Below are 25,393 nucleotides of genomic sequence, written 5' to 3'. Positions count from 1 at the left end.
CGTGCCGTTCTCTCCACGCCTATCTCTCCAGCCCCATCGCCCGGCGGGCCAGCCCGCGCCGCAGCGGTCCCACCAGGTTCAGGCCGACCAGCCCCGCGGCCCGGGCGTGGGAGAGCAGCGGACTGTCGATCCCGAACAGCCGGATCAGGCCGTCACTGAAGCGGATCACGTTGTGACGGTCGTCACTGCGCCGGGACTCGAAGTCGGCCAGCAGGGTCATGCTGCCCGGCGCCTCTCCCCGCTCGAGGCCGGCCTCCAGGGCGGCGACCAGGTCCATCACCCCGCGCAAGGCCAGGTTGAAGCCCTGGCCGGCCACCGGATGCAGGGAGTGGGCCGCATTGCCCAGCACGGCGAGGCCGGGGCGCACGGCCTCCCGGGCGGTGACCAGCGACAGCGGATAGGCGTGACGGCGGCCGACCCGACGAAAGCGCCCGGCGCGCTCGCCGAAGGCACGCTGCAGCTCGGCGAGGAAGTCACCGTCGCCGAGCCCCAGCCGGCGCGACTCGCGACCCGCGTCATGGGTCCAGATCAGCTCCATGGCCTGGCCACGCAGCGGCAGCAGGGCAATGGGGCCTTCACGGGTGAAGCGCTCCCAGGCCATCCCCCCGTGGGGCTCGCTCACCTCCACGCTGGCGATCAGGGCCACCTGGTCGTAGGGGTGCTCGTCGCTCCCGATGCCGAGCCGCTCCAGGAGGCCCGAGCGCCCCCCGTCGGCCAGCACCGTCAGCCCCGCCTGGAGCCGGCTGCCGTCGGAGAGGCGCAGCCGATAGCCGCCCTCGGCGGGCCGGACCTCCTCGACCCGGGCGGGACAGTGCCAGTCCAGGGGCAGCTGTGCCAGGCGGCGGTGCAGCACCCGGCCCATCCAGGCGTTGGGGATCACGTGGCCCAGTGCCTCGACGCCCAGCTCATCGCTGCGCAGTCGTGTCGCCCCGAGCCGGCCCTGTTCGCTGACATGGATCTGGCGAATCGGCGTCGCCTGCTCGGCCATGGCGGCCCACAGGCCCATGGCGGCGAAGTGAGTCGCCGACCCCTGGGCAATGGCACTGGCCCGCGCATCGAAACTCGGCTGCCAGGGAGCGTCCACCCGGTCGAGCAGGGGCGCGGCCTCGATCACCGCCACCGAGAGCCCCAGACGCTCGATCAACGGCACCAGGGCACAGCCCAGGCTGGCCCCCACCAGCCCGCCACCGACGATGGCGATATCCACATGCGGCTCATTGGCACTCGTCATCGAGGCCTCCCGACAGTTTCATAATGTACATTACATAAAGGCATGGCGAGGGGGCTCCCGGCGAGTCATCTGCTGCCCATCAGGGCCTCGATCTCGGCCACCCGCTTGGGCACCCCGGCGGTGAGGACCTCGTGGCCCGTGGCGGTGACCACGACGTCATCCTCGATACGGATGCCGGTGCCACGGAAGGCCTCGGGGATATCGTCGTCGGCGGGCACGTAGAGCCCCGGCTCGACGGTCAGCACCATGCCCGGCTGGAGTGGACGCGGCTTGCCGTCGCGGCGATACGCCCCCACGTCGTGCACATCGAGCCCCAGCCAGTGGGAGGTGGAGTGGAGGTAGAAGCGGCGATAGCTCTCGTCGTCGATGCGCGCCTGCACTTCACCCTCGAGCAGTCCCAAGGCGACCAGCCCCTCGGTCAGGCCCTGCACCACCAGGTCGTGGAGCTCGACCAGGGTCGCGCCCGGTCGCACCGCCTCCACGGCCCGCTCCTGCACCCCCAGCACCAGTTCGTAGAGCGAGCGCTGGGCCTCGCTGAAGCACCCGTCGACCGGGAAGGTGCGGGTGATGTCGCCGGCGTAGAGATCGAACTCGGCGCCGGCGTCGATCAGCACCAGGTCACCGCCTTGCAGCGTGGCGGTATTCTCGATGTAGTGCAGCACACAGGCATTGATGCCGCCACCGACGATGCTGGCGTAGGCCGGGCCACTGCTGCCTTGCCAGCGGAATTCGTGCTCGAGCTCGGCCTGCAGGTGGTACTCGGCGAGCCCGGGCCGGGTCGCCCGCATCGCACGCACATGCGCCCGAGCGGAAATGTCCGCCGCATGGCGCATCAGGGCGAGTTCCGCCTCGCTCTTGACCAGGCGCTGCTCGTGGAGCAATGGCGAGGCGTCAGCGAAGGCCTGCGGCGGGCGGGCGCCACGGCGCGCCCGGGCGGCCAGGCGACCGCGCAGCTCGTCGGCCAGGGCCAGGGCCTCGCCATCGGCCAGCGGCAGGTAGAGGGTGTGGCGCCCGTCGAGCAGCGTCTCGAGGCGAGCGTCACGCTCGGCGTTCTCGAAGGCCTGATCGACCCCGTGCTCCCGGACGGCACCCTCGGCACCGAGGCGAATGCCGGTCCAGGCCTCCAGGCTCGGCTCGCGGTCCTGGCAGAACAGCACGCACTCGCCCTCCTCGCGGCCCGGCAGCAGCAGCAGCAGGGCATCCGGTTCGGGGAAGCCGGTCAGGTAATGGAAGTCACTGTCCTGGCGGAAGGGAAACTCGCTGTCTCGCGAACGGTTGACCAGGGAGGCCCCCGGCAGCAGCACGGCGCTGTCGGCGGGCAGCGAGTCCATCAGCACCCGGCGGCGGGCGCGGTACTCGTCGTTGCCGATGGCGGCGGGGCGGGGCAGGATCTCGGGCAGCATCGCGACTCCTCGGTGGCGGTGGGTAACAGGGGCGTCAGTGGCGGGTCTCGTCATCGACCCGCTCCACCTGGGGCTTGCCCGGGTGCTGCTCGGTGTAGAGCAGCATGGCGGCCATCCGGGCATGCTCGGTCAGGGCGAAGAGGTCGTTCTCGTTCTCGGCGCTGTCCTCGATGTCGGTCTCGATGTCCACGAGGCCCTCGAGATCCTCCAGGGCCTCGCGCAGGGATGCCGACCAGGCCTGCCGCGGCGCCTCGCCGGCGTCCTGGAGCACTTCGAGGAAGCCCTGGGTCCACTCCTTGAGCCCCTGGGCACGCTCGGCCAGCGAGAACAGATCGTCGGGCAGCAGCGGCTCGAAGCCGAGCTCCGCCGCCGAGAGGGCATCCAGCGTCTGGCGACGCCAGGCCAGGAAACGCTCGGCGGCTTGCTCGTCGCGGGGCTGCTCGACGCCCAGGGAGAGACAGACCTGCTCCAGCCACGCCTCGACAGTGAGGTCGTGCAGGGCAAGGCCGGCGCACAGCCGGCCGTCGAGGAAGGCCGGCGACTGCATGCTGCCATGCAGCAGAAAGAGATCGGCGATGGTCGAGAAATCCTGGCGTTCGTTGATCAGTGACATAGCGGAGAGTCCGTGATGGGGCAGTACATGCAGAGAGCGCTGATGTCCCGGGCGCGTTGACCACCCGAGAAGGGCTCTCTTATAGTGAAGCTCGAATCGATTCCATCCCTGGATGTTAACGCATCGGACCACCGGGAGGCGCGGCCATCGCCCCGCCCGACTGGACCGAACCGGAGCCCGTCATGACCGATGCCTCGCGGCCGACCACCGAAATCACTCTGCTGGGGCGCAGTTACGTCATCGCCTGTCCCCCGGAAGAGCAGGACAAGCTCGAGCGCTCCGCTCGCTACCTGGATCGCGCCATGCACGGCATCCACGCCCGCGGCAAGGTGCTGGGTGCCGAGAAGATCGCCATCATGGCGGCCCTCAACATCACCAACGAACTGCTCGAGGCCCTGGACGCCCAGCGCGATGGCGAGCAGAACCTCAGCCAGCTCAGCGCCCGCCTGGAGCAGGCCCTGGCCGATACCCCCCGGCGGTGAGCAATCATCGCTTTGGCCCCATCGCTCGCTCTGTTAGGATGGAGGTGTTCCCTGGGGTGTTTGCCAGTCGTTATCGTCCCTCGAGCCTATGCGCAGTACCCAGGGGGCCATATGCTAGCCGGACCCGTGTGCATGTCCGTGCGTCGGAAAGCCTGACGGTTCGGCTGCGGCCACCCACCTTGAACCAATGGGTTCAAGGGCCAGAACGACAGCGGCACTCTGGGGAACCTCATCCGACATGACCACCATGCAGGATATCGCCGCACCCTCTCCCGCGAACGGACACCGTCAAGCGCTGCGCCTCGAGCTGCGGCGACGCCGCCGTGCCCTGACGCCACAGCAGCAACGCGAGGCGGCCATGCGCCTGGGGCGCCGCCTGCGCCGCCTGCCGGAAGTCCAGCGCGCCCGACGCGTGGCCCTGTACCTGCCCAACGACGGCGAGATCGATCCCCGCGGGCTGATACCCTGGTTCAGGCGTCGCAACGCCCGGGTCCACCTGCCGGTGCTCAGGCCGCTGTCCCGTCACTTCCTCTGGTTCGTCCACTACCATGACGACACGCCCATGGTGACCAACCGCTTCGGTATCCCCGAGCCGGAGACCCGACATGGCGCCCATCGCGCCCGGCGGCGCCCGGCCTGGGCGCTGGACCTGATCCTGCTGCCCCTGGTGGGCTTCGACGACCAGGGCCAACGCATGGGCATGGGCGGCGGCTTCTACGATCGCACCCTGGCCTTCACCCGTCGCCCGGGGCCACGGCCACGGTTGATCGGCCTGGCCCATGACTGCCAGCGGGTCGAGCACCTGCCGGTCGCCCCCTGGGACGTGCCGCTGGACGCCATCGTCAGTGATGGCCGCATCATCCGCCCCTGATACGCGAACGGGCCGATGCATGGCATCGGCCCGTTCGAAGGGCAGTTCTGGTCATGGCGCTGTCAGCCGGAATCGCGCTAGCTTCCCACCAACGCCTGGGCATAGCCGGTTGCCACGACGCCGATGCCGAAGACCAGCAGCAGTGCCATGACCAGATCGGGCTTGCGCTTCATTGCCTACTCCGTTGGAGATACGACCGCGAGGGGCCGGAAGGGTTGTTGTATGGGCCTTTCATGATGGTGCCTGCTGCGGCCCGCAAGGGCTCGGCAACGCAGATGACTATAGGGCCACGACCTGCATGATGACAACCTTCATCACGCAGGGGTTACATTTTTAAACACTCTGTATTTCCCGCCTGCGCGGTGAGTCAGCACTCACATCGAGTCGGCAGCGCCCTCAGGCCATGAACAGGCGATAGGCCGCGTTGTCCGTCTCCTTCCAGTAGCGATAGCCGATCTCGTCGAAGTGCTCCTCCACATGGGAGCGATCGCCGTTGGGGATCTGCATGCCCACCAGCACCCGTCCGTAGGCGGCCCCGTGGTTGCGGTAGTGGAACAGCGAGATGTTCCAGTCGTGGGGCAGGTGGGTCAGGAAGTTCATCAGCGCCCCGGGGCGCTCGGGGAACTCGAAGCGGTAGACCTCCTCGTCGAAGTGCTCCTTGGGTCGACCACCGCCCAGGTGGCGGATGTGCAGCTTGGCCAGCTCGTTGTCGGTGAGATCCTCCACCGGATAGCCGGCCTCGCGCAGACGCTCGATCACCGACCGGCGGTCCTCGCCACCCGGCTTCACCTGGACCCCGACGAAGATGTGGGCATTCTCGGGGTCCGCATAGCGGTAGTTGAACTCGGTGACCATGCGCTTGCCGATGGTCTTGCAGAACTTCTTGAAGCTGCCGGGCTTCTCGGGAATGGTCACGGCGAGGATCGCCTCGCGCTGCTCGCCCAGTTCGGTGCGCTCGGCGATGTGCTGCAGGCGGTCGAAGTTGGTGTTGGCGCCGGAGTTGATGCACAGCAGCGTCTGCCCCTCGGCGCCCGTCTGCTGGATGTACTTCTTCAGGCCCGCCAGCGACAGCGCCCCGGAGGTCTCGGAGACCGCCCGGGTGTCCTCGAAGATGTCCTTCACCGCGGCGCACATCTCGTCGGTGTTGACGGTGATGACGTCGTCGATCAGGTCGCGGACGATGGAGAAGGGCACCTTGCCGATCTGCGCCACCGCCACGCCCTCGGCGAAGACCCCCACCTGGCCCAGGGTGACCCGCTTGCCGGCCTGCATGGCCGCCTTGAGGCAGGCGCTGTCCTCGGACTCGACGCCGATCACCTTGATGTCCGGGCGCAGGTACTTGACGTAGGCCGCCACGCCGGCGATCAGGCCGCCGCCGCCCACCGGCACGAAGATGGCATCCAGGCGGCCGGCGTGCTGGCGGAGGATCTCCACCGCCACGGTGCCCTGGCCGGCGATGACGTCGATGTCGTCGAAGGGCGGGATATAGGTGTAGCCGTGCTCCTCGATCAGCTCCTGGGCATGCTCGGCGGCCGCGGCGAAGGCATCGCCCTTGAGCACCACCTTGGCCCCGCGGGCGCGCACCGCCTGGACCTTGATGTCCGGCGTGATGCGCGGCATCACGATCACCGCCTTGACCCCCATCAGCTTCGCCGCCATGGCCAGGCCCTGGGCATGGTTGCCGGCGGACGCGGCGATCACGCCCCTGGCCTTCTGCTCCTCGCTGAGCTGGGCCATCTTGTTGTAGGCCCCGCGAATCTTGAAGGAGTAGACCGGCTGCAGGTCCTCGCGCTTGATCAGGATGGTGTTGTGGAAGCGGCGGGAGAGGAAGGGCGCCGGCGAGATCGGCGTTTCCCGAGCGGCTTCGTAGACCCGGGCCTGGAGAATCTTCTTGACGGTGTCTTCTAGCATCCTGATATCCCAGAAGGAGAGTGGCGCAAAATCAGCCGCTCGGGAAACGTCACACACATTGTGCGTGTTTCCCGTGTGCTGCGCTGCAGAGAACCCCTATAGGTAGCATTCCGCCCGGCCCGGCGTCCAGCGTACCGGCATCGGCACCAGGGCAATCGCAGTTACCCAAAGCGAGAGGCGCCGGGGACAGGTCGAAGAGGGGGTCCGATTCCATGGATGGAATCGGTAGCGCCCAGGGAGGGGTTCACAGCGCCCCCTCGTCGGTCCGGCGCTCCGGGACCTGTCGCCGGAACAGCCTCGAGCGTTACCGCCATCTGCGATAGCCCTGACATCGGCAGGGGCAGCTCGCTGGCCTATAATGGCCCTCCGCCATCCACCAGACAGCGAGCTCCCCATGACCCAGGACGAACTGAAGGACGCCGTCGCCGCGGCCGCCATCGACGAGATCACCCCCCGGCTCGAGCGTGACACCGTGCTCGGGATCGGCACCGGTTCCACCGCCAACCGGTTCATCGACCGGCTCGCCAGGCTGCGCGACGACTTCAAGGGCGCCGTGGCCAGCTCCGAGGCCAGCGCCGAGCGCCTGCGCGGCCACGGAATCGAGGTCTTCGAGCTCAACAGCGTGGGCACCGTGCCCTTCTACATCGACGGCGCCGACGAAGTGAACGCTCACCTCCACATGATCAAGGGCGGCGGCGCGGCCCTGACCCGGGAGAAGATCGTCGCCGCCTGCGCCGAGCGCTTCATCTGCATCGCCGACGCCTCCAAGAAGGTCGAGCGGCTGGGCGCGTTCCCGCTGCCGGTGGAGGTGATTCCCATGGCCCGCTCCTACGTGGCCCGGGAGCTGGTCAAGCTGGGCGCCGACCCGGTCTATCGCGAGGGAGTGGTCACCGACAACGGCAACCAGATCCTCGACTGCTTCGAGTTCATGATCGATGATCCGGTGGCCATGGAGGCGCGCATCAATGCCATCGTCGGCGTGGTCACCAACGGCCTGTTCGCCGCCCGCGGGGCCGACGTGCTGCTGCTGGGCGCCGAGGGCGGTGTGGAGCGACTGACACCCGCCTGATCTCGCCCCTGCCGGCATTGTGAACGCTCACTTCGGCGGCAGCAGGCGCGCCAGGCCGTCCAGGGTGCGTTCAAGCGCTCCCCGGTTGGCCACCACCACGGTGCGACCCGCCTCGGCCAGCCGACGACGCTCGCCCGCGTCGCCGAAGAGTCGATCCAGGGCCTCGGCGAGGGCCTGACCGTCGGCCACCTCCACCAGGGCATCGGCCTCGCGCAGCACCCCGGCCACCTCCTCGAAGTTGGCCAGCGCCGGGCCGGTCAGCACCGGCACCCCCAGGGCCGCGGGCTCCAGCAGGTTGTGGCCGCCGATCGGTACCAGGCTGCCGCCCACGAAGGCCAGGTCGGCGGCGCCATAGAAGGCCAGCAGCTCACCCATGGTGTCACCCAGGTAGACGGCGGTGCGCTCGTCGGGCCACTCGTCCCGCGAGCGCCGGGCCAGCGACATGCCGCGCGCGCGGCACAGCTCGGCCACGGCGTCGAAGCGCCGGGGATGGCGCGGCACCAGCACCAGCAGCGTCTCGGGACGGGTCTCACACAGCCGGGCATGGGCGGCCAGCAGCGCGTCCTCCTCCCCCTCATGGGTGGAGCCGGCCACCCACACCGACCTCTCGCCGAGCCACGTGCGCAAGCGCTCACTCACCTCGCGGACATCGTCATCCAGGCCGATATCGAACTTCAGCGAGCCCACCACGGCGGTACGCTCGGCTGCCATCCCCAGTGCATGGAAGCGCTCGGCGTCGGCGCTCGACTTTGCCGCCAGCCAGTCGACACAGGCCAGCGCCTCGCGCATCAGCGGGCGCAGGCGGCGGTAGCCGCGAAAGGCCCGCGGGGAGAGGCGGCCGTTGACCACCGCCAGCGGCACGCCGCGGCACCGGCAGGCGTGGAGGAGGTTGGGCCACAGCTCGGTCTCGAAGACGATGGCCAGCTCGGGGCGCAGCCGGTCGATGAAGCGCGCCGCGGCGAGGGGGAAGTCCAGGGGCACGAAGTGGTGCCGGAGCCGGGGAACCCCGCCCCGGCCGTCGATCAGCGCCTGGACCCGCTCGGCACCGGTGGCGGTCATGGTGGTGACGGTGAGCCGATGCTCGGGGTAGCGCTCGAGCAGGGCCTCGATCAGGGGCCGAGCCGCCTGGACCTCGCCCACCGAGGCGCAGTGCAGCCACAGCATGCGCACGCCGGGAGGCGTGCCGGGAACCCGCCCCAGCCGCTGGCCCCGCGGCCGATCAGACACCTGCTCCCGCCAGACGCGTTGCCAGACCAGCGGCGACAGCCCGTAGAGGGCTGCCGAATAGAGCCAGCGCGGCCAGCCCATCAGGCCTCGCGGTCGAGGATGGTGGAGATCATCGCCGTGGTGGAGACGCCATCCTCGAAGCCCAGCACCCTGACCTCGCCGCCGGCCTCACGCACGGCGGTGCCGCCGGCGATCTGCTCGGGTCGATAGTCGCCACCCTTGACCAGCACGTCGGGCAGCACCGCCTCGATCAGCCGCTGGGGCGTGTCCTCGGCGAAGGGCACCACCCAGTCCACCGCTCCCAGGCCGGCCAGCACCTGCATGCGCCGCGCCAGGGGGTTGATGGGCCGCTTGGGCCCCTTGAGGCGGGCGATGGAGGCGTCGTCGTTGACCGCCACGATCAGGCGGTCGCCCAGCTTGCGAGCCTGCTCCAGGTAGGCGACGTGGCCGGCGTGGAGGATGTCGAAGCAGCCGTTGGTCATCACCACCCGCTCGCCCCGGGCCTGGGCGGCGCGCACCGCCTCGATCAGCGGGGCCTCCTCGATCACGCCGAACTCGGCCAGCTTGTCGCCGTGCAGGGCGGTGTAGAGCTCGGCGATGGAGAGGGTCGCGGTCCCCGGCTTGGCCACCACCAGGCCGGCGGCCAGATTGGCCAGGGTCATCGCCTCGGCGAAGCCGTGGCCGGCCGCCAGGGCCAGGCCCAGCACGCCGATCACGGTGTCACCGGCGCCGGTGACGTCATAGACCTCCCGGGCCCGGGTCGGCAGGTGCAGCGGCTCGTGTCCCTCGCGGATCAGCGTCATGCCCTTCTCGCTGCGGGTGATCAGCAGCGCCTCGAGCTCCAGCTCGACACGCAGCGCCTCGCCGCGCGCCGCGAGTTCGGCGTCGTCGCGGCAGTGTCCCACCACCGCCTCGAACTCGGTCAGGTTGGGGGTGATCACGCTGGCCCCGCGGTAGCGGCGGAAGTCGCTGCCCTTGGGGTCCACCAGCACCCGCTTGCCGCTGGCCCTTACCAGGCGGATCAGGTCCTCGACCCGGTTCAGGGTGCCCTTGCCGTAGTCGGAGAGGATCACCAGGTCGCACGCCGGCAGGGCCGCCTCGACCCGCGCCAGCAGCCCCGCGGTGTCGACCTCTCCCAGCCCGTCCTCGAAGTCCAGGCGGATCAGCTGCTGGTTGCGGCTCATCACCCGCAGCTTGGTGATGGTGGGAATGCCGGCGCTGCGATCGAAGTGAGTGCTCACTCCGGCACTCTCCATTCGCGCGACGAGGCGATCGGCATTGTCGTCGTCGCCCACCACGCCGGCCAGGGCGGCATGGGCGCCCAGGGAGGCGATGTTGAGCGCCACGTTGGCCGCCCCGCCGGGCCGGTCCTCGGACTCCTGGACCCGCACCACCGGCACCGGCGCCTCCGGCGAGATACGCGAGGTGCCGCCGTGCCAGTAGCGGTCGAGCATCACGTCGCCCACCACCAGCAGGTGCGAGCGTTCCAGGGCAGTCAGATCAAGCTTCATCGGCGGGGGACTCCGTTTCCTCGGGTGTAGCGGTATCGTCGAGCAGGGCATCGAGCCGTTCGATCACGTCCTCGGCGCGAATCAGTGACATCGCATCGGGGTGACGAACCCGTTGACCCCAGGGGATCTCCTCGGGGGGCTTGTGCAGATAGGCGCGTACTGCCTCCGGATAACGGTCGACGACGAAATCACGCCAGAGGTAGGGGGCGGCGCGGTCGGGGTTGGTGGTGGCATAGAGCCCCACCACCGGCGTGCCCAGGGCGTTGGCCATGTGCACCGGTCCGGAATCCGGCGCCACGACGGCGCGGGCCCGGGCAATCAGTGCCAGCAGCCCCTTGAGCGAAGTGCCGCCGATGGCGTCGACCACCGCCTCGGGTCGGCTGAGGGCCTGGATGCGCTCGCCCATCTCGCGCTCCTGGGTGCTGCCCCCCCCGGTGAGCACCGCCCTCAGCCCGTGCTGGCTCCAGGCGTGCTCGATCACCGTCGCATAGCCCTCGGCCGACCAGTTGCGGAAGTTGCGCAGCCGTGGATTGGCACAGGGGCTCATCAGCAGGTAGGGCGCGTCGCCGCTCAGGGCGGCGGCCTCGTCGAACGCGACCGAGGGCACCGGCAGGTCCCAGGCGAGCGAGAGATCCTCGACGCCGAGCAGCCGGGCGAAGTCCAGGAAGGACTCCAGCACATGGGCCCGGGGGTGCGGGGCCAGCTGGCGATGGGTGAACCAGTGCTGGGCATCCTTGGCGCGTGCCTTGTCGAAACCGACACGCACATCGGCCTTGAGCCCCAGGGAGAGAACGCTGGCACGCAGGGCCTGCTGCATGTGCAGCAGCACGTCGAAGCGGGTGTCCGCCAGCTCGCGCCAGAGCCGGCGCATGCCGGCAAGGCCGGTGGACTTGTCGTAGACCACGAACTCGACCCCGGAGAGGCCGGCCAGTAGACTGTGCTCGCCCCTGCCGATGATCCAGGTGATGCGTGCCTCGGGCCACTGGCGCTGCAGGGCGCGTACCGTCGGCACCAGGTTGCAGACATCGCCCAGGGCGGAGAGTCGCAGCACGCCGATGTGCCGGGGTTGTGCAGGCAGAGGATGCTTCATGCGGTTGGCAACGTATCGAGCGGGAAAGCTTTTCATTCTATATGATGCGGACAGTTTATGTGACGCCGACGAGGCGCCACAAATCGGCCCGCACACCTTCGACCCCGACCACTGGCGAGCCACCGGCCGCGTCGCCGGCGAGGCGCCGGGCCGCGGGGCCAGCCTGTTCCTGGATGCCGGAGCCGACCAGTGGGTGCTGCGCCCCTACCGCCGGGGCGGCATGGTGGCCCGGCTCAGCGCCACCCGCTACCTGTGGACCGGCCTGGAACGCACCCGCGCCTTCCGCGAACTGAGGCTGACCGCAGAACTCTTCTCCCGAGGCCTGCCCGTCCCCCGTCCGGTGGCCGCGGGCGTCGCCCGCCATGGCCTGACCTACGAGGCGGCACTGATCACCGTGAGGATTGCCGGTGCCCGGGCCCTGGCCGAGCTGCTGACATCCGGCGAGGCCGACGAGGCCCTGCTGATGCATGTCGGCCACACCGTGCGCCGCTTCCATGATGCCGGCCTCGACCACGTCGACCTGAATGCCCGCAACCTGCTGATCGACCGGGACGACAGGGCCTGGCTGATCGACCTCGACCGCTGCCGACTGCGCCCCGGGGGACGCTGGCAGGCCGGCAACCTGGCACGCCTGGAGCGTTCGCTCATCAAGTTCGATGCCGCCCGGGCCATGGAAGCCATCCGGCGGGGTTACACCGCTTCGAGCACGAGCCAGCGGGGCTGATCCCACTCGGTATCTGCGGGGCAGCAGGCCGTTGAGGCGTGTCGCCGTGGGTGGTCACGGCAACCTGACCTGGCGGTCGAAAAGGGCCAGGTACTTCTCGCGGGTAGCCTCCTTGTGGGCCTGCAGCGCCAGACTCTTCTCTTCGATCGTGGCGATAGTGTCATCGATCAATGCCTTGAGCTCGTCGTACTCGGTGCCGATATTCACCATTTCGGCACAGAAGCCCTTGACAGTCGAGGCGCGCGGGTCATGCGCCAGCATGATGCCCGGGATTCCCATCGAGGCCGAGATGCCTATCCCGTGGACACGGTAGCCGATGACCAGATCGTAGCGGTCGTAGATAGCAAGGTAATCCTTGGCGTCGTAGGAGTAGCGGATGGTCCTGTCGGGAAAATCTTGCTTGAAGGACGAGAGTTCATCGATGTAGTGGGAGACGAATTCAATTTCGTACTCGTCACCGTAGTCACGCAATATGTTGCAGTATGCTTCCATCATGTACCGGTAAGTATTGCTGGAGACATTGTTGCAAGCCACGGCGCTGTCGGTGCCATACATCAAGCCGATCCGCTTGACACCCTTGACGACCCGGGTGTTCTGGCTCGAGAAGAGAGCCGGGCATGGGAGGTGGTGGGCCTCCAGGGGCTGGAGTCCGGCCTGGGTGTCTTCGTCACGGGTGGTGATCAGCAGGGCCTGGTTGAAGACGTCCTGTTCACTCTTGGTGAAGTACTCACCGGTGAAGGCGAACTTGCCACTGGTGCCGATCCCGAGGAAGAGGGAAGGAAGGCCGAATTCCAGGACGGAGGCATAGAGTTTCTCCATACGTCGACCGCGCCATTCAGGGGAGCCGGCAAAGACCACCATATCAGCGTAATCCATGGGCGTCCTGTCCTTGACGGAGTTGTCGAGAAACTTCTCAACAAAGTCCTTGCCGGCAGCGTTGTCGATGGCCTTTATGATATCGAACTTGCGAGCCCGGCGGATCTGCGGATTCCGATTGTAGATGATCGGATTGAAGTCCCCCAGGTGCTGGGCCAATAGATTAATGCAGCCCATGAGAATGAACTCATCGCCAGGATTCCACTGCCGCGTAGTCGAGAAGACAATGTTCATACCAGTCCTGTGCTCCGGTGGTGATGCTGTGCCGCGGGGAGTTTCCTGCTGGCCGGCATATCGGTGAATCGCTGCGGCAGGCTGTGATATTCTTCGCCTTCCTGAAGTGGCCAGCCTAGCGGATTGATGCATCGCATACCAGCCTCAGGTGTCATCGGAATGAGAAGGAAGCTTAATGCGTAAATGCTTGAACCACCTCAGGGCGACCCGGGATAGACTACGTATCGCGGCAAGCCGCCGCCTATACGACAGCCAACGGGAGCCGGTCGAGCGAGTGACCGGGTTGCGGCGCGTGATTTTTGTGCGCTGGGACGCCAAGTGGGGCGATTCCGTGGTGTTCTCGTTCGTCCCTCGAGCCTTCCAGGAGATCGATCCCAACATCTCGGTGGAGGTGATCGCCACGCCAGGAATGGCGCCCCTGTTCCAGGATACCTTCGGGGTGGATGTTGTTCATCATAGCGAACGCAAGCCTAGCAAGGCCAAGATGCGAGCCTTGGCAGAACGAATCGGTGAAGTGGACCTGGTGGTCTTCTTCAGCCACCTGGTGAAGCATCGTGACATCTACTTGCTCAGCCAACTCAAGACGCAGCACATCGCCAGTCTCGACGACAGCGTAGGGTTGGTCGACCTGAAGCTGGGACGCCTCACGCATGGCGCACACATGGCTGAAAAGTACGTCGACTTGCTGAAGCGCTGTGGCGCCAACGAGGTAGATACGCGCTATATCGTGCCCCGTAACGAAGCAGCAGAGGAGGACGTCGAGTGCTGGTGGGCTGCTCGGGGAAAGCGGCCTTTCGTCACCTTCAATGCCTACAGCAAGGGACGTGCACGCAGCCTGACGCCCGAGAGCTCCCGACGATTGATCACCTCCATACTGGAGCTGCTGCCAAATCATGATGTATGCGTGCTCTCGGCACCCGGCAAGCAGGCAGAGGTCGAGGCACTGTGTGAGGGCTTCGCCGGCGGTCGGGTGGTGCATCTTCCCGAGACCCACACGATTCACGACAACATAGCCCTGATCGCGCGTTCACAGGCACTCGTCTCGGGCATCACCGCGACCGTGCATTTGGCAGACGGGCTGGGGGTACCTTCCTTCGTGCTCTTCCCCTACGACCCCGCCGATCGCGACGACTGGCACAGCCGCCATCCACGCTCCATAAACTTCCTCTCCGAGCCCGCCGATCCGCTGGACGTGAACCACTTTGACTGGAGGCGACTCAAGGCCGAGCTTGCACGATTCCTCCAACCCCTGACCTGATTCGGGGGAAGGTCACCTAGCCGCCGTATAGTCGCCGGAGTGCCTTCGGCGGATCATCAAGATGTGTTTCACGTGGTTGACGGCCAGGTGCTCAAGCCAGCACCTACCATGTCGGTTGAGGTAGGCACACTTGTCGATCCAGGCTCTCACCGTTCTCCAGCTCGTTGCTCGGTCTCGTATTCGCTAGCCAGGGTCCGCACATGGGCCTCAAGAGTGAAGTCCTCCCGTACCCGCCGCCGAGCCGACTCGCCCAGTCGCCGGCGCAGGCCCTCGTCGGCGGCCAGCTCGGCCATGGCCTCGGCCCAGGCACCGGCGTCCTCCGGGTCCGCCAGCCGGCCGCTGTCGCTCTCCAGCAGTTCGGGAATCGCCCCGCTGTCGGCGCCGATGACCGCCCTGCCGGCGGCCATGGCCTCGATCACGGTGAGGCCGAAGGCCTCGTTGCGCGAAGGCACGCAGACGATGTCGAGTACCTCGAACAGCCGGGGCAGGTCGCGGCGAAAGCCGGCGAAGGTGATCCGGGACTCGAGGCCCAGCGCGGCGACACGCTCCCGCAGCTCCGCCACGTAATTCTCGTTGCTGCCCTCGCCGGCCGTCAGGCCACCGATCAGCACGCCGTGCCAGGGCAGTGCCGGCCGGGATCGGGCCAGACGTGCCAGGGCCTCTATCCAGACCCGCTGTCCCTTGCCTGCTGTCAGTCGTCCCGGCAGGCCGATGGCCACCGCCCCCTCGGGAAGGCCCAGCTCGCGGCGCAGGGCCTGGCGCGCCTCGTCATCGAGCCGCGGCGCGTAGGGCTCGGGGTCGATGCCCAGGTGGAGCCGGCGGATGCGGTCGGCGGGCAGCGGGAAGGCCGCCAGGTTGCGCCGCCGGGTCGCTTCGCTGATGGAGAAGAGCCGGGTGACGCGACCGTAGGCCCAGCGGTGATAGGGATCCTTCTTGGGCCGGGTGACACCCATGTGATCGGTGAAGAAGAGCCTCAGCGACGGCCGCAGCGTCGCCAGCAGGGCGCCCAGCCGCAGGTCGCTGGACTTGTGGCAGTGGATCACGCCGATGTCGTGGGTCTTCAGGTAGGCAAGCAGGCGCCCCGCGGCCAGCAGCGCCCGCCCCTTCGAGGGGACCGTGAGCGGGGAGACGTCGGCCTCCCCGAAGCTCTCCGCGACACGGGAGCCGGCCAGGGCCAGTCCATGGGACTCCCACCCCTGACACCTCAGCTCGGGTATAATCCGCGAGGGATACATTTCCAGTCCGCCCCAGCCGTTCGAGAGGCAGATATGCATGACCTTGTGGGACAAGGTTGGCTCCTTTCCGGTATCGGGGCTCGGGAGCCCGGATGACGACAACTTCCGCCACTGCAATGGACGAGCACCGCTCCCGCCTGCTGGTGGTTCGCAACGACAAGCTCGGCGACTTCATGCTGGCCTGGCCGGCGCTGGCCTGCCTCAAGGCGGCCGAGCCGAGCCCCCACGTCAGCGTGCTGGTGCCGGCCTATACCGCCCCGATGGCGAGGCTCTGCCCCTGGATCGACGAGGTGCTCCTCGATCCCGGCGATGGCTCGGGAGGCGAGGGTCGACACGAGCTGCTGGCCAGGCTGCAGGAGGGTCGATTCGACGCCCTGCTGACACTCTTCTCCACGCCGCGCATCGGCTGGCTGGGCTGGCGAGCCGGGATTCCCCTGCGGCTCGCCCCGGCCACCAAGTGGGCCCAGCTATTCTACAACCGACGCATCGCCCAGCGCAGGTCGCGTTCGGCAAGGCCGGAATACGTCTACAACCTGGAACTGGCCGAGGCCTTGCTCGGCGAGCTGGGCTACCCCCGGCCGCCAAGACCGTCGCCCCCCTTCTGGCCGCTGCCCCAGGCAAGCCGCAACGCCCAGCGGGCCCGCATCGCCGGTGAACTCGGCCTGGATGACTCACGCTCCTGGGTCTTCGTGCATCCCGGCAGCGGCGGCTCGGCGGTGAACCTGTCACCCGACCGCTACGGCGAACTGATCCTCGGGATCGAATCGCGTCTCGCGGCGGCGTCCGCCCCACGACCGGCCTGGCTGCTGACCGCCGGCCCCGGCGAGGAGGCCACCGCCGCGGGGTTGCGCGACAGGCTCCTCGCCGCAGGGCTCGATGCCGCGCTGTTGCCTCCACGGAAGGGGATCGATGACTTCGCCCTGAGCCTCGCCGCGGCCGACCTGTTCGTCGCCGGCTCCACCGGCCCGCTGCATATCGCCGGTTGCCTGAACCTGCCCACGGCGGGCTTCTACCCGGCGCGTCGCTCGGCGACGCCGCTGCGCTGGCAGACCTGCAATGCCGCGGATCGCCGGCTGGCCTTCTGTCCGCCCGCTGGCGCCGAGGAGCGTGACATGACGAGCATCGATCTCGATAAATCTTCCGAGGCCATTAGCGCCCTGCTTCGGCGTCTTGCGGCGGGGGTAACGTCCGGGTCCTGACCCAGAGGTCGGCGTACTTGGCGAAGGTGGAGTGGGCAGAGAGGAGCGCCAGCAGCAGCCCCTGCCGACCGTCGAGGAAACCGGCCTTGAGCAGGTACATGCGCAGGAAGCAGCCGATACCATGGGTGATGCCAGAGGCCAGGCTGCCGCGCTTGCCGCGAGCGGCACGCTGTTCCGCCCAGGCCTGGGCATAGTGGGCCGACTTTTCCAGATAATGCCGCAGGTCACGGTATGTGAAGTGCAGCAGATCGCCCTGCAGCGGCTTCACGGAGAGCCCTTCCGGATTCTCGAGTTTCTCGTGGACAAGCGCCGCATTGTAGCCGGCCCGGCCCCGCGGATACAGACGTGCAACCCTGTCGGGATACCAGCCAGAGTGACGGATATAGTCACCGAAGCACCAGGAGAGGCGCGGCAGGGTGAAGATAGCCGCCGCCTCCTTCTCCAGCGCCTCCTGGATGCTGGTTCGCAGCGCCGGAGTGACACGTTCATCGGCATCGATCATCAGGATCCAATCGCTCTCCACCCGAGACTCAGCCCGCTGGCGTTGAATCCCGAACCCCTGCCAGTCATCCTCCACCACGACCTTGTCGGTAAACTCGCGTGCAATCTCGCAGGTCGCATCCCGACTTCCGGCATCCACCACCACGATCTCGTCGACCCATGCCAGCGTTTCCAGGCAGGCGCGCAGGTGAGCCTGCTCGTTCTTGACGATCAGCACGGCAGCAATCGGCATCGGATGTCCTTGGCGGGTGGTTTGACGCCGCCCAGTGTAAGCGGACGCTTCCGACATCGCCAGGTGACCATGTGGGTAAAGAGCCCGCGTCTTGATAAGCTTGGGAACAATCTCACTGCGGCGACCCCACATGTTCCGTCACCTCATGCTCTCACCAATCCACCGGCCACGCTGGTGGGCCCTGCTGGTCATCGGGCTCTGCATCGGCCACGCCATCGTGACACTGTCACTGCTGCCGTGGTGGGGAATGGTGCCGATCGCCGGAGCCTGGCTCGGGCTGGGCTGGCTGCTGCGCTGGGGGGCGCCACGGCGTCCACGCCCACGGGCCCGTGTCTGGCCCTGGTCGCTGCTGCCCATCGCCCTCTGGGGGCTCTACGTCTACCTCGCCGACAGTTTCGGCAACGTGGACCTGGGGGCAGTGTACTTCCACCTGCAGGCCGGCATGGCCGATCATGGCGGGGTCGGCCGCAAGCTGGCCGCGGTGCTCTACAACCTGTCGATGCTCGCCCTGCTCGCCTCCTTCACCTGGCTGGTATGGAACGATCACCGCTGGCGGCTCGGCGAGCGCCTGCTGGCCCTGGGCCTGCTGGCCAGCAACCCCCTGCTCTACGGCATCACCCAGCGCGGTGCCGCCATCGTCACCGACGACGGCGCCTGGCTGGAGCGTCGCTACGTCGAGCCGGACTTCCAGCAGCCCCCCCAGGACCCACCCAACCTGCTGCTGCTCTACCTGGAGAGCATCGAGCGCACCTATGCCGACCGAGAACGCTTCGGCGATGCCTATGCCGACCTCGAGGCCCTCGGCGAGCAGGGGCGTGTCTTCGAGGCCGTACGCCAGCTCGACAACACCGGCTGGACCATGGCCGGCATGATCGCCAGCCAGTGCGGTACCCCGCTGATGCCCGCCGGGCTGCTCCACGATGCCCAGTTCGAGCCCCTCGGCCAGGTGGTACCCGGCATCGACTGCCTCGGCGACCTGCTCGCCGAGCAGGGCTACCGGCTCGCCTACCTGGGAGGCGCCAGCACGGCCTTCGCCGGCAAGGGTGTGTTCTACGAGGACCACGGCTTCGACACCATCCTGGGCCGCGAGGAGCTGCGCCCTCGACTGGAGGATCCCGAGTACCTCAACAACTGGGGGCTCTACGATGACTCCCTCTTCGACTTCATCGTGGAGGAGATCCACCGCCTCGACGCGACCGGTGACCCCTGGGGGGTCGTCAGCCTGACCCTCGCCGGCCATGCCCCCCATGGCTATCCGGCCCGGCGCTGCATCGAGCGCCAGGGGGAGTTCGACGGGGTCGACATCCTCTACTCGGTGGAGTGTTCGGCCTGGTTGGCACGCGACCTGATCGAGCGGCTCGAGGCCGAAGGGTTCCTGGAGAACACCCTGGTGGTGATCGCCAGCGACCACCTGACCATGCGGGTCTCGGCCTGGGAAGCGCTGATCAGCGGCGAGCGGGATAATACCTTCATGCTGCTGGGCCCCGACATCCCCCTCGGCAGGGTCAGGCGCGAATCCTCCATGATCGATGTCTTCCCGACCATCCTCGAGGCGATGGGCTTCGAGATCGACGACCACCGCGCCGGGCTGGGCGTCTCGTTGATGTCACCGGCCCCGACCATGCTGGAGCAGCACAGCCTCGAGAGCGTGAACGCCCGGCTGCGCGAGGAGACGGCGCTGCAGCAGCGCCTGTGGGAAGGGCTGGTACCGGAGCGGCCCGCGGAGCAACCCCCCCAGCGCCAGGAGCAGGTCGTGGAAGCCCCCGAGGACGCCATCGGCGAGGAGCCCGCCGAGGTACAGTGATGTCGCCTCAACCGCGGGCGATGACCGCCTCGGAGCTACCCAATACCGCCTCCAGCAGGCGTTCCGGCGGCATGTGCACCAGGCAGTGGGTATGCCCCAGCGGGCAGCGCCGCTCGAAGCAGGGCGAGCAGGAGAGGCCGAGATAGTGAATCTCGGCATCGTCGGTCAGGGGCGGCGTGTAGCGCGGCGAGGAGGAGCCGTAGATCGCCTGGATCCGGGTACCCACCGCGGCCGCCACGTGCATCAGGCCGGAGTCGTTGGTGACCACCTGGCGGCAATCCGCCAGCAGATCCACCGCATCCGCCAGTCGGGTCCGGCCGCACAGGTTATGCACCTGCGCCTGCCCCGCGCTGATCGTCTCGCCGGCGGCCGCATCCTTCGGCCCCCCCAGCACCCGTACCTCGAAGCCTTCCGCCACGAGTCGCCCGGCTAGTTCACGGAAGTAGGCGAGCGGCCACTGCTTTGCCGGGCCGTACTCCGCCCCCGGCATCATGCCAATGGCGGGTCGCGTCGAGAGCCCGAGGGTCCGGTACAGCGAGGCCAGGTTGTCGGTATCGACAGCGAGACGCGGGCGAGGAATGGTGAAATCCCCCCGCCCCGCCTCCCCGGCCGGCAGCCCCAGGGCGACGAATCGCTTGACGGTCTGGTCCAGTACCGCCCTGTCGAGTCGGCGCCGATCATTGATCAGGCCATAGCGCTGCTCGCCGGTGAAACCGGTGCGCCGGGGGATACCGGCCAGCAAGGGCACCAGGGCGGACTTCCAGGAGCGCGGCAGCACGATGGCGCGGTCGAAGCGGCCGCGCAGTTGCCCGGCCAGTGCCCGTCGGGCACGCCAGCCGAACTCGCCATGTCCCGTCTCGAGGCAGGCGATCTCGTCGACCTCCGCCATGCGCTCGAGAATCGGCCGCGACCATGCGGGAGCCACCACCCCGATGCGGCACCCGGGGTCGCGGGCCTTGAGGGTCATCAGCAGGCTCTGGGCCATGACCATGTCACCCACCCAGGACGGCCCCACCACCAGGATCCGCTCGCCCCTCAACGGGTGCCTGGCGACGGCCTCAGCCATTCAACCACTCCAGGTACTCACGTACCCCCTCGGCGACGGTACGGAACTCGGCATCGTAGCCGGCGGCCCGCAGCCGCGAGATGTCGGCGCGGGTGTAGCTCTGGTAGCGTCCCTTGAGCTCCTCGGGAAAGTCGATGTACTCGATCTCGCCCTTGCCGTGGAAGTCGATCACCGCCTCGCCGATCGCCTTGAACGGCTCGGCACGCCCCGAGCCCAGGTTGAAGATGCCGGAGGCATCCGGATGGTCGAGGAACCAGAGGTTCACGTCCACCACGTCGCCCACGTAGACGAAGTCACGGCTCTGCATGCCGGCGTCATAGCCATCCCAGGCGCCGAACAGCTTCACGTTCTCGCCGGCACTGATCTGGGTGTGGTGGTGGTAGGCAACGCTGGCCATCTTGCCCTTGTGCTGCTCCCGGGGCCCGTAGACGTTGAAGTAGCGGAACCCCACGACCTGGCCGCTCAGCTCGCTCCAGCGAGAGCGCACATGCTGGTCGAACAGCAGCTTGGAGTAGCCATAGACGTTGAGCGGCTTCTCGTGCTCGGGCTCCTCCCGGAATACCTGGCTGCCGCCGTAGGTGGCCGCCGAGGAGGCATACAGGAAAGGAATGCCCTGCTGCTGGCAGAAATCGAGCAGCACCCTGGAGTACTCGAAGTTGTTGTCCAGCATGAAGCGGCCGTCCCACTCCGTGGTATCGGAACAGGCCCCCTCGTGGAAGATCGCCTCGATGGCCGGCAGCCTGGCGGGTTCGCCGCGCAGGACGGCCTCGACCCGGGCGCGGAAGTCGTCCTTGTCCAGGTAGTCGCCGAGGGTGCAGTCGGCCAGGTTGACGAACTTGGTGCCGTCGGAGAGGTCGTCGACCACCAGCACGTCGTCGCGGCCGCGGGCATTGAGTGCCTTGACCAGATTCGAGCCGATGAAGCCGGCTCCGCCTGTCACTACGATCATGGAATTTCCTCGCTGTGGCGCAGCGGACTGCGCCTATAACCGATCTGCCTGTGATTGTATACTTGACGCCTCGTGAATTCATGGCCAACGGTGCTTCCGCAATGACACAGTCGACGCCAGACGTGGCAACCTTCCAGGGCCTGATCCTAGCCCTGCAGCAGTACTGGGCCGAACAGGGCTGCGTGATCCTGCAGCCCCTGGACATGGAAGTCGGGGCCGGCACCTTCCATCCGGCCACCTTCCTGCGCTCCATCGGCCCCGAGACCTGGAATGCCGCCTACGTGCAGCCCTCCCGCCGGCCCACCGACGGCCGTTACGGCGAGAACCCCAACCGCCTGCAGCACTACTACCAGTTCCAGGTGGTGATGAAGCCCTCCCCTGCCGAGCTCCAGGAGCTCTACCTGGGATCGCTCAAGCGCCTGGGGCTGGATCCCCTGGTGCACGACATCCGCTTCGTCGAGGACAACTGGGAATCCCCCACCCTCGGCGCCTGGGGCCTGGGCTGGGAAGTCTGGCTCAATGGCATGGAGGTGACCCAGTTCACCTACTTCCAGCAGGCCGGTGGCCTGGAGTGCTACCCCGTCACCGGCGAGCTGACCTACGGCCTGGAGCGCATCGCCATGTACCTCCAGGACGTCGACAGCGTCTACGACCTGGTCTGGACCATTGCCCCGGATGGTACCCGCGTCAGCTATGGCGACGTCTACCTGCAGAACGAGCGCGAGCAGTCCGCCTACAACTTCGAGCATGCCGATGTGCCGGCACTTTTTACCGCCTTCGACCACCAGGAGCGGGAATGCGCCAAGCTGCTCGACGCCTCCCTGCCCCTGCCCGCCTACGAGCAGGTGCTCAAGGCCTCGCACACCTTCAACCTGCTGGACGCCCGACACGCCATCTCGGTCACCGAGCGCCAGCGCTACATCCTGCGCGTGCGCACCATGGCACGTGACGTGGCCCACGCCTACTACGAATCACGCAAGTCCGCCGGCTTCCCGCTGGCCCCCCAGGCCCTGCGCCAGGAACTGCTGGCCCAGGAGCCACTTGCCGAACAGGGAGACGCTTGAGCATGGCTGCCAACACCCTACTGGTTGAACTGGGCGTGGAGGAGTTGCCGCCGAGCGCCCTCGACACCCTGTCCGACGCCCTCGCCGAGGGCATCCGCCGCGGCCTGGCCGAGGCCGAGGTCGACTTCGGCGAGGTGGTCGCCTACGCCAGCCCTCGACGCCTGGCGGTACAGGTCCGTGAACTCGCCGACAAGCAGCCCGACCGCGAGGTCGAGCGTCGCGGCCCGGCACTGGCCGCGGCCTTCAAGGACGGCCAGCCGACCAAGGCCGCCCAGGGCTTCGCCCGCTCCTGCGGTGTTGGCGTCGACGACCTGATCCACCTGGAGACCGGCAAGGGCACCTGGCTCGGCTACCGCGAGCAGCAGCAGGGCGACGCCACCACCCGCCTGTTGCCCGCCATCGTCGAGAAGGCGATCGGCGCCCTCCCGGTGCCCAAGAACATGCGCTGGGGGGCCTCCCGGGTCGAGTTCTCCCGCCCCGTGCACTGGCTGGTGATGCTCTACGGCGGAGACGTGGTCGAGGCCGAGCTCCTGGGACTGACCGCCGGACGCGTCACCCGCGGGCATCGCTTCCATGCCCCCGAGCCGCTGGTGCTGGCCCATGCCGAGGACTACCTGACCGCCCTGGAGTCCGCCTGGGTACTGGCCGATCGGGAGAAGCGCCGCGAGCGCATCCGCGAGCAGGTGCTGGCCGAGGCCGAGGTCCAGAATGGCCAGGCGGTGATCGACGAGGCGTTGCTCACCGAGGTGAGCGGCCTGGTCGAGTGGCCTGTGGCCCTGACCGGCAGCTTCGACGAGCGCTTCCTGGAAGTGCCCGCGGAGTGCCTGATCTCCTCGATGAAGGCCAACCAGAAGTACTTCCACCTGCTCGACGAGCAGGGCCGCCTGAAGCCGCTGTTCATCACCATCTCCAACATCGACAGCCAGGACCCGCAGCAGGTGATCGAGGGCAACGAGAAGGTGATCCGCCCTCGCCTGGCCGATGCCGCCTTCTTCTACGAGACCGACCGCAGGCAGCCACTTTCCGAGCGCATCACCGGGCTCTCCGGCGTGGTGTTCCAGAAGCAGCTCGGCAGCCTGGCCGACAAGGCGCACCGCACCGCCGCCGTGGCCGCCTTCATCGCCGGCCGCATCGATGGCGATGTGGCCCATGCACGCCGTGCCGCCGAGCTGGCCAAGTGCGACCTGGTCACCGAGATGGTACTGGAGTTTCCCGAGCTTCAGGGCATCATGGGCCGCTACTACGCCACCCACGACGGCGAGCCGGCCGACGTGGCCCAGGCCCTTGAGGAACAGTACCTGCCGCGCTTCGCGGGTGACGGGATCCCCGGCACTCGTACCGGCCTGGCGCTGGCACTGGCCGATCGGCTCGACACCCTGACCGGCATCTTCGGTATCGGGCAGCGTCCCACTGGCACCAAGGATCCCTTTGCCCTGCGTCGCGCCGCCATCGGGGTACTCAACATCCTGATCAAGGGCGACCTGGATCTCGACCTGCGCGAGCTGCTCGAGCTGGCGGCCGCCCAGCACCAGGAGCTGCCCTACGCCGAGCAGCTGGTCGACGAGGTCCTCGGCTACATGCTCGACCGCTTTCGCGCCTGGGGGCAGGACGAGGGTATCGAGGCCGAGGTCTATCTGGCCGTGCGAGCCCGTCCGGTCACCCGCCCGCTGGACTTCGCTCGCCGCCTGCGCGCGGTGCATGCCTTCGCCAGTCGTGAGGAAGCCGCCGCCCTGGCTGCCGCCAACAAGCGAGTCTCCAATATCCTCGCCAAGCAGCCCCATGACGAGAGCATCGCCGTGGATGTCGGGCTGCTGCAGGAGCCCGCCGAGCGGACCCTGCACGACGCCGTGACCCGGCAGCGCCAGGCCGTCATGCCGCTGTTCGCCGAGGGTCGCTATCGCGAAGCCCTGGACGCCCTGGCCTCTCTCCGCGAACCGGTCGACGCCTTCTTCGACCAGGTCATGGTCATGGCCGAGGACGAGAACGTGCGCCGCAATCGCCTGGCCCTTCTCGCGGGACTGCAGGCACTGTTCCTGGAAGTGGCCGACATCGCCCTGCTGCAGCAGTAACCCCGCTCGGCGAGAACGACAGGGCCGGCGATCACTCGCCGGCCCTTTTTCGTCGAAGACCGCAATGTTTCACGTGGAACATCCGGTCGCGTCATGCGGCTCGGGTGTCGAATCCGAGGCACCCCGATACTCACGCCTCGCGTGCTTGGCAGCGCGTGTTCCACGTGAAACACTCTGCCCACCGACCCACCCCCGAGCAGCGACAATCCCTTATGCCCGCTTACCCGAAACTCGTGATCCTCGACCGTGACGGTGTCATCAACCAGGACTCCGATGCCTACGTGAAATCGCTCGACGAGTGGATCCCCTATCCCGGTGCCATCGAGGCGATCGCGCGCCTGAGCCGGGCGGGCTGGCAGGTGGCGATTGCCACCAACCAGTCGGGTATCGCCCGTGGCTACTACGACGAGCAGACGCTGGCCGACATGCATGCCAGGCTGCGCAGCCTGGTGGCAGAGGCCGGCGGCGAGATCTCCCATATCGCCTGGTGCCCGCACGGGCCCGATGACGGCTGCGACTGCCGCAAGCCCCTCCCCGGCCTGCTGGTGCAGATCCGCAACGCCCTGGGTCTCGACAGCCTGGAAGGGAGCTGGATGGTGGGCGACAGCCTTCGCGACCTCCAGGCCGGCGAACCCCTCGGCTGCCGGCCCGCGCTGGTCCGGACAGGCAAGGGAGAACGGACACTGGCCAAGGGCCAAGGGCTGGCGGGCGTACCGGTCTTCGATGACCTGTCGGCCTTCGTCGACTGGCTCCTCGCCCGGTAGCGGCATCGGC

General features: G+C 67.9%; 22 protein-coding genes and 1 other RNA gene. 11 read left to right on the top strand and 12 right to left on the bottom strand.

What is annotated here, in order from left to right; all coding sequences use genetic code 11:
- Positions 1-19: 19 nt before the first annotated feature.
- The 3 genes from ubiH to ACOMD9_RS14400 all read right to left on the bottom strand — a co-directional run bounded on the left by ubiH (position 20) and on the right by ACOMD9_RS14400 (position 3,247).
- The gene (ubiH, locus tag ACOMD9_RS14410; RefSeq protein WP_421416142.1) at positions 20-1,231 is read right to left on the bottom strand and encodes a 2-octaprenyl-6-methoxyphenyl hydroxylase; all 1,212 of its coding nucleotides are present in this window, start codon (positions 1,229-1,231) and stop codon (positions 20-22) included.
- A 65-nt stretch (positions 1,232-1,296) separates the two neighbouring features.
- Positions 1,297-2,634, bottom strand: coding sequence for a Xaa-Pro aminopeptidase (gene pepP, locus ACOMD9_RS14405; protein WP_421416141.1), 1,338 nt, complete (start codon positions 2,632-2,634; stop codon positions 1,297-1,299).
- Between the two features lie 34 nt (positions 2,635-2,668).
- Positions 2,669-3,247: a UPF0149 family protein gene (locus ACOMD9_RS14400; RefSeq protein WP_421416140.1), complete on the bottom strand. Its 579-nt coding sequence runs from the start codon at positions 3,245-3,247 to the stop codon at positions 2,669-2,671.
- Positions 3,248-3,429: 182 nt separating this feature from the next.
- Here ACOMD9_RS14400 and ACOMD9_RS14395 point away from each other — a divergent pair, with 182 nt between their 5' ends.
- The 3 genes from ACOMD9_RS14395 (at position 3,430) to ACOMD9_RS14385 (ending at position 4,600) form a co-directional block, all read left to right on the top strand.
- Positions 3,430-3,729 (top strand): cell division protein ZapA, encoded by a 300-nt coding sequence (locus ACOMD9_RS14395; RefSeq protein WP_421416137.1) that lies wholly within the window; start codon positions 3,430-3,432, stop codon positions 3,727-3,729.
- A gap of 45 nt (positions 3,730-3,774) precedes the next feature.
- Positions 3,775-3,959: non-coding RNA, 6S RNA (ssrS, locus tag ACOMD9_RS14390), on the top strand.
- Positions 3,960-3,967: 8 nt separating this feature from the next.
- Entirely contained in the window at positions 3,968-4,600 is a 633-nt protein-coding gene (locus tag ACOMD9_RS14385) for a 5-formyltetrahydrofolate cyclo-ligase (RefSeq protein ID WP_421416135.1), read from the top strand.
- A 396-nt stretch (positions 4,601-4,996) separates the two neighbouring features.
- Here ACOMD9_RS14385 and ilvA read toward each other — a convergent pair whose 3' ends face one another.
- Positions 4,997-6,511 (bottom strand): threonine ammonia-lyase, biosynthetic, encoded by a 1,515-nt coding sequence (ilvA, locus tag ACOMD9_RS14380; RefSeq protein WP_421416134.1) that lies wholly within the window; start codon positions 6,509-6,511, stop codon positions 4,997-4,999.
- A 394-nt stretch (positions 6,512-6,905) separates the two neighbouring features.
- Between ilvA and rpiA the strand changes: the two genes are divergently transcribed.
- Positions 6,906-7,580, top strand: coding sequence for a ribose-5-phosphate isomerase RpiA (gene rpiA, locus ACOMD9_RS14375; RefSeq protein WP_421416132.1), 675 nt, complete (start codon positions 6,906-6,908; stop codon positions 7,578-7,580).
- Between the two features lie 27 nt (positions 7,581-7,607).
- Here the strand turns inward: rpiA and waaA are convergent, their stop codons facing one another.
- The 3 genes from waaA to ACOMD9_RS14360 are packed head-to-tail and all read right to left on the bottom strand — an operon-like array spanning position 7,608 to position 11,408.
- A complete protein-coding gene (gene waaA / locus ACOMD9_RS14370; protein WP_421416130.1) occupies positions 7,608-8,888 on the bottom strand; it encodes a lipid IV(A) 3-deoxy-D-manno-octulosonic acid transferase in 1,281 nt (426 codons plus the stop codon).
- The gene (gene hldE, locus ACOMD9_RS14365; protein ID WP_421416127.1) at positions 8,888-10,318 is read right to left on the bottom strand and encodes a bifunctional D-glycero-beta-D-manno-heptose-7-phosphate kinase/D-glycero-beta-D-manno-heptose 1-phosphate adenylyltransferase HldE; all 1,431 of its coding nucleotides are present in this window, start codon (positions 10,316-10,318) and stop codon (positions 8,888-8,890) included. The genes waaA and hldE overlap by 1 nt, the downstream gene beginning before the upstream one ends.
- A complete protein-coding gene (locus tag ACOMD9_RS14360; protein ID WP_421416125.1) occupies positions 10,308-11,408 on the bottom strand; it encodes a glycosyltransferase family 9 protein in 1,101 nt (366 codons plus the stop codon). Before ACOMD9_RS14360 ends, hldE begins: the two co-directional genes overlap by 11 nt.
- On the opposite strand from ACOMD9_RS14360, the gene ACOMD9_RS14355 reads away from it, so the two are divergent.
- Positions 11,407-12,132 (top strand): 3-deoxy-D-manno-octulosonic acid kinase, encoded by a 726-nt coding sequence (locus ACOMD9_RS14355; RefSeq protein ID WP_421416124.1) that lies wholly within the window; start codon positions 11,407-11,409, stop codon positions 12,130-12,132. The two genes, ACOMD9_RS14360 and ACOMD9_RS14355, sit on opposite strands and share 2 nt — an antisense overlap.
- A 54-nt stretch (positions 12,133-12,186) precedes the next feature.
- On the opposite strand, the gene ACOMD9_RS14350 is transcribed toward ACOMD9_RS14355, so the two are convergent.
- Positions 12,187-13,242 carry a polysaccharide pyruvyl transferase family protein gene (locus ACOMD9_RS14350; RefSeq protein WP_421416122.1) on the bottom strand — a complete coding sequence of 352 codons (1,056 nt, stop codon included), beginning with the start codon at positions 13,240-13,242 and terminating at the stop codon, positions 12,187-12,189.
- 175 nt (positions 13,243-13,417) lie between these two features.
- Here ACOMD9_RS14350 and ACOMD9_RS14345 point away from each other — a divergent pair, with 175 nt between their 5' ends.
- On the top strand, positions 13,418-14,500 hold the full coding sequence (locus ACOMD9_RS14345; RefSeq protein WP_421416121.1) for a glycosyltransferase family 9 protein: 1,083 nt from the start codon (positions 13,418-13,420) through the stop codon (positions 14,498-14,500).
- A gap of 146 nt (positions 14,501-14,646) precedes the next feature.
- Here ACOMD9_RS14345 and ACOMD9_RS14340 read toward each other — a convergent pair whose 3' ends face one another.
- Positions 14,647-15,789, bottom strand: coding sequence for a glycosyltransferase family 4 protein (locus ACOMD9_RS14340; protein ID WP_421416119.1), 1,143 nt, complete (start codon positions 15,787-15,789; stop codon positions 14,647-14,649).
- A gap of 38 nt (positions 15,790-15,827) precedes the next feature.
- On the opposite strand from ACOMD9_RS14340, the gene ACOMD9_RS14335 reads away from it, so the two are divergent.
- Positions 15,828-16,934, top strand: coding sequence for a glycosyltransferase family 9 protein (locus ACOMD9_RS14335; protein WP_421416118.1), 1,107 nt, complete (start codon positions 15,828-15,830; stop codon positions 16,932-16,934).
- Here the strand turns inward: ACOMD9_RS14335 and ACOMD9_RS14330 are convergent.
- Positions 16,885-17,667 carry a glycosyltransferase family 2 protein gene (locus tag ACOMD9_RS14330; RefSeq protein ID WP_421416115.1) on the bottom strand — a complete coding sequence of 261 codons (783 nt, stop codon included), beginning with the start codon at positions 17,665-17,667 and terminating at the stop codon, positions 16,885-16,887. The genes ACOMD9_RS14335 and ACOMD9_RS14330 overlap by 50 nt on opposite strands.
- A 145-nt stretch (positions 17,668-17,812) precedes the next feature.
- On the opposite strand from ACOMD9_RS14330, the gene ACOMD9_RS14325 reads away from it, so the two are divergent.
- Positions 17,813-19,471: a sulfatase-like hydrolase/transferase gene (locus tag ACOMD9_RS14325; RefSeq protein ID WP_421416112.1), complete on the top strand. Its 1,659-nt coding sequence runs from the start codon at positions 17,813-17,815 to the stop codon at positions 19,469-19,471.
- A gap of 7 nt (positions 19,472-19,478) precedes the next feature.
- Here ACOMD9_RS14325 and waaF read toward each other — a convergent pair whose 3' ends face one another.
- Positions 19,479-20,537, bottom strand: a complete 1,059-nt coding sequence (gene waaF / locus ACOMD9_RS14320; RefSeq protein WP_421416110.1) for a lipopolysaccharide heptosyltransferase II — start codon at positions 20,535-20,537, stop codon at positions 19,479-19,481.
- Positions 20,530-21,486 carry an ADP-glyceromanno-heptose 6-epimerase gene (gene rfaD / locus ACOMD9_RS14315; RefSeq protein WP_421416108.1) on the bottom strand — a complete coding sequence of 319 codons (957 nt, stop codon included), beginning with the start codon at positions 21,484-21,486 and terminating at the stop codon, positions 20,530-20,532. Before rfaD ends, waaF begins: the two co-directional genes overlap by 8 nt.
- A 101-nt stretch (positions 21,487-21,587) precedes the next feature.
- Between rfaD and glyQ the strand changes: the two genes are divergently transcribed.
- From glyQ to gmhB, 3 genes are all read left to right on the top strand, one after another.
- Positions 21,588-22,550: a glycine--tRNA ligase subunit alpha gene (gene glyQ / locus ACOMD9_RS14310; protein ID WP_421416106.1), complete on the top strand. Its 963-nt coding sequence runs from the start codon at positions 21,588-21,590 to the stop codon at positions 22,548-22,550.
- A gap of 2 nt (positions 22,551-22,552) precedes the next feature.
- On the top strand, positions 22,553-24,619 hold the full coding sequence (gene glyS, locus ACOMD9_RS14305) for a glycine--tRNA ligase subunit beta (RefSeq protein ID WP_421416105.1): 2,067 nt from the start codon (positions 22,553-22,555) through the stop codon (positions 24,617-24,619).
- A 212-nt stretch (positions 24,620-24,831) separates the two neighbouring features.
- Positions 24,832-25,383: a D-glycero-beta-D-manno-heptose 1,7-bisphosphate 7-phosphatase gene (gene gmhB / locus ACOMD9_RS14300; protein ID WP_421416104.1), complete on the top strand. Its 552-nt coding sequence runs from the start codon at positions 24,832-24,834 to the stop codon at positions 25,381-25,383.
- The last annotated feature ends 10 nt before the right edge of the window (positions 25,384-25,393 follow it).

The sequence above is a fragment of the Halomonas terrestris genome, assembly GCF_049166755.1.
In the GTDB taxonomy this organism is placed as follows: Bacteria; Pseudomonadota; Gammaproteobacteria; order Pseudomonadales; family Halomonadaceae; genus Halomonas.
The sequence above is the reverse complement of the archived record's forward strand: the minus strand, read 5'-3'. Positions and strand labels throughout refer to the sequence as shown.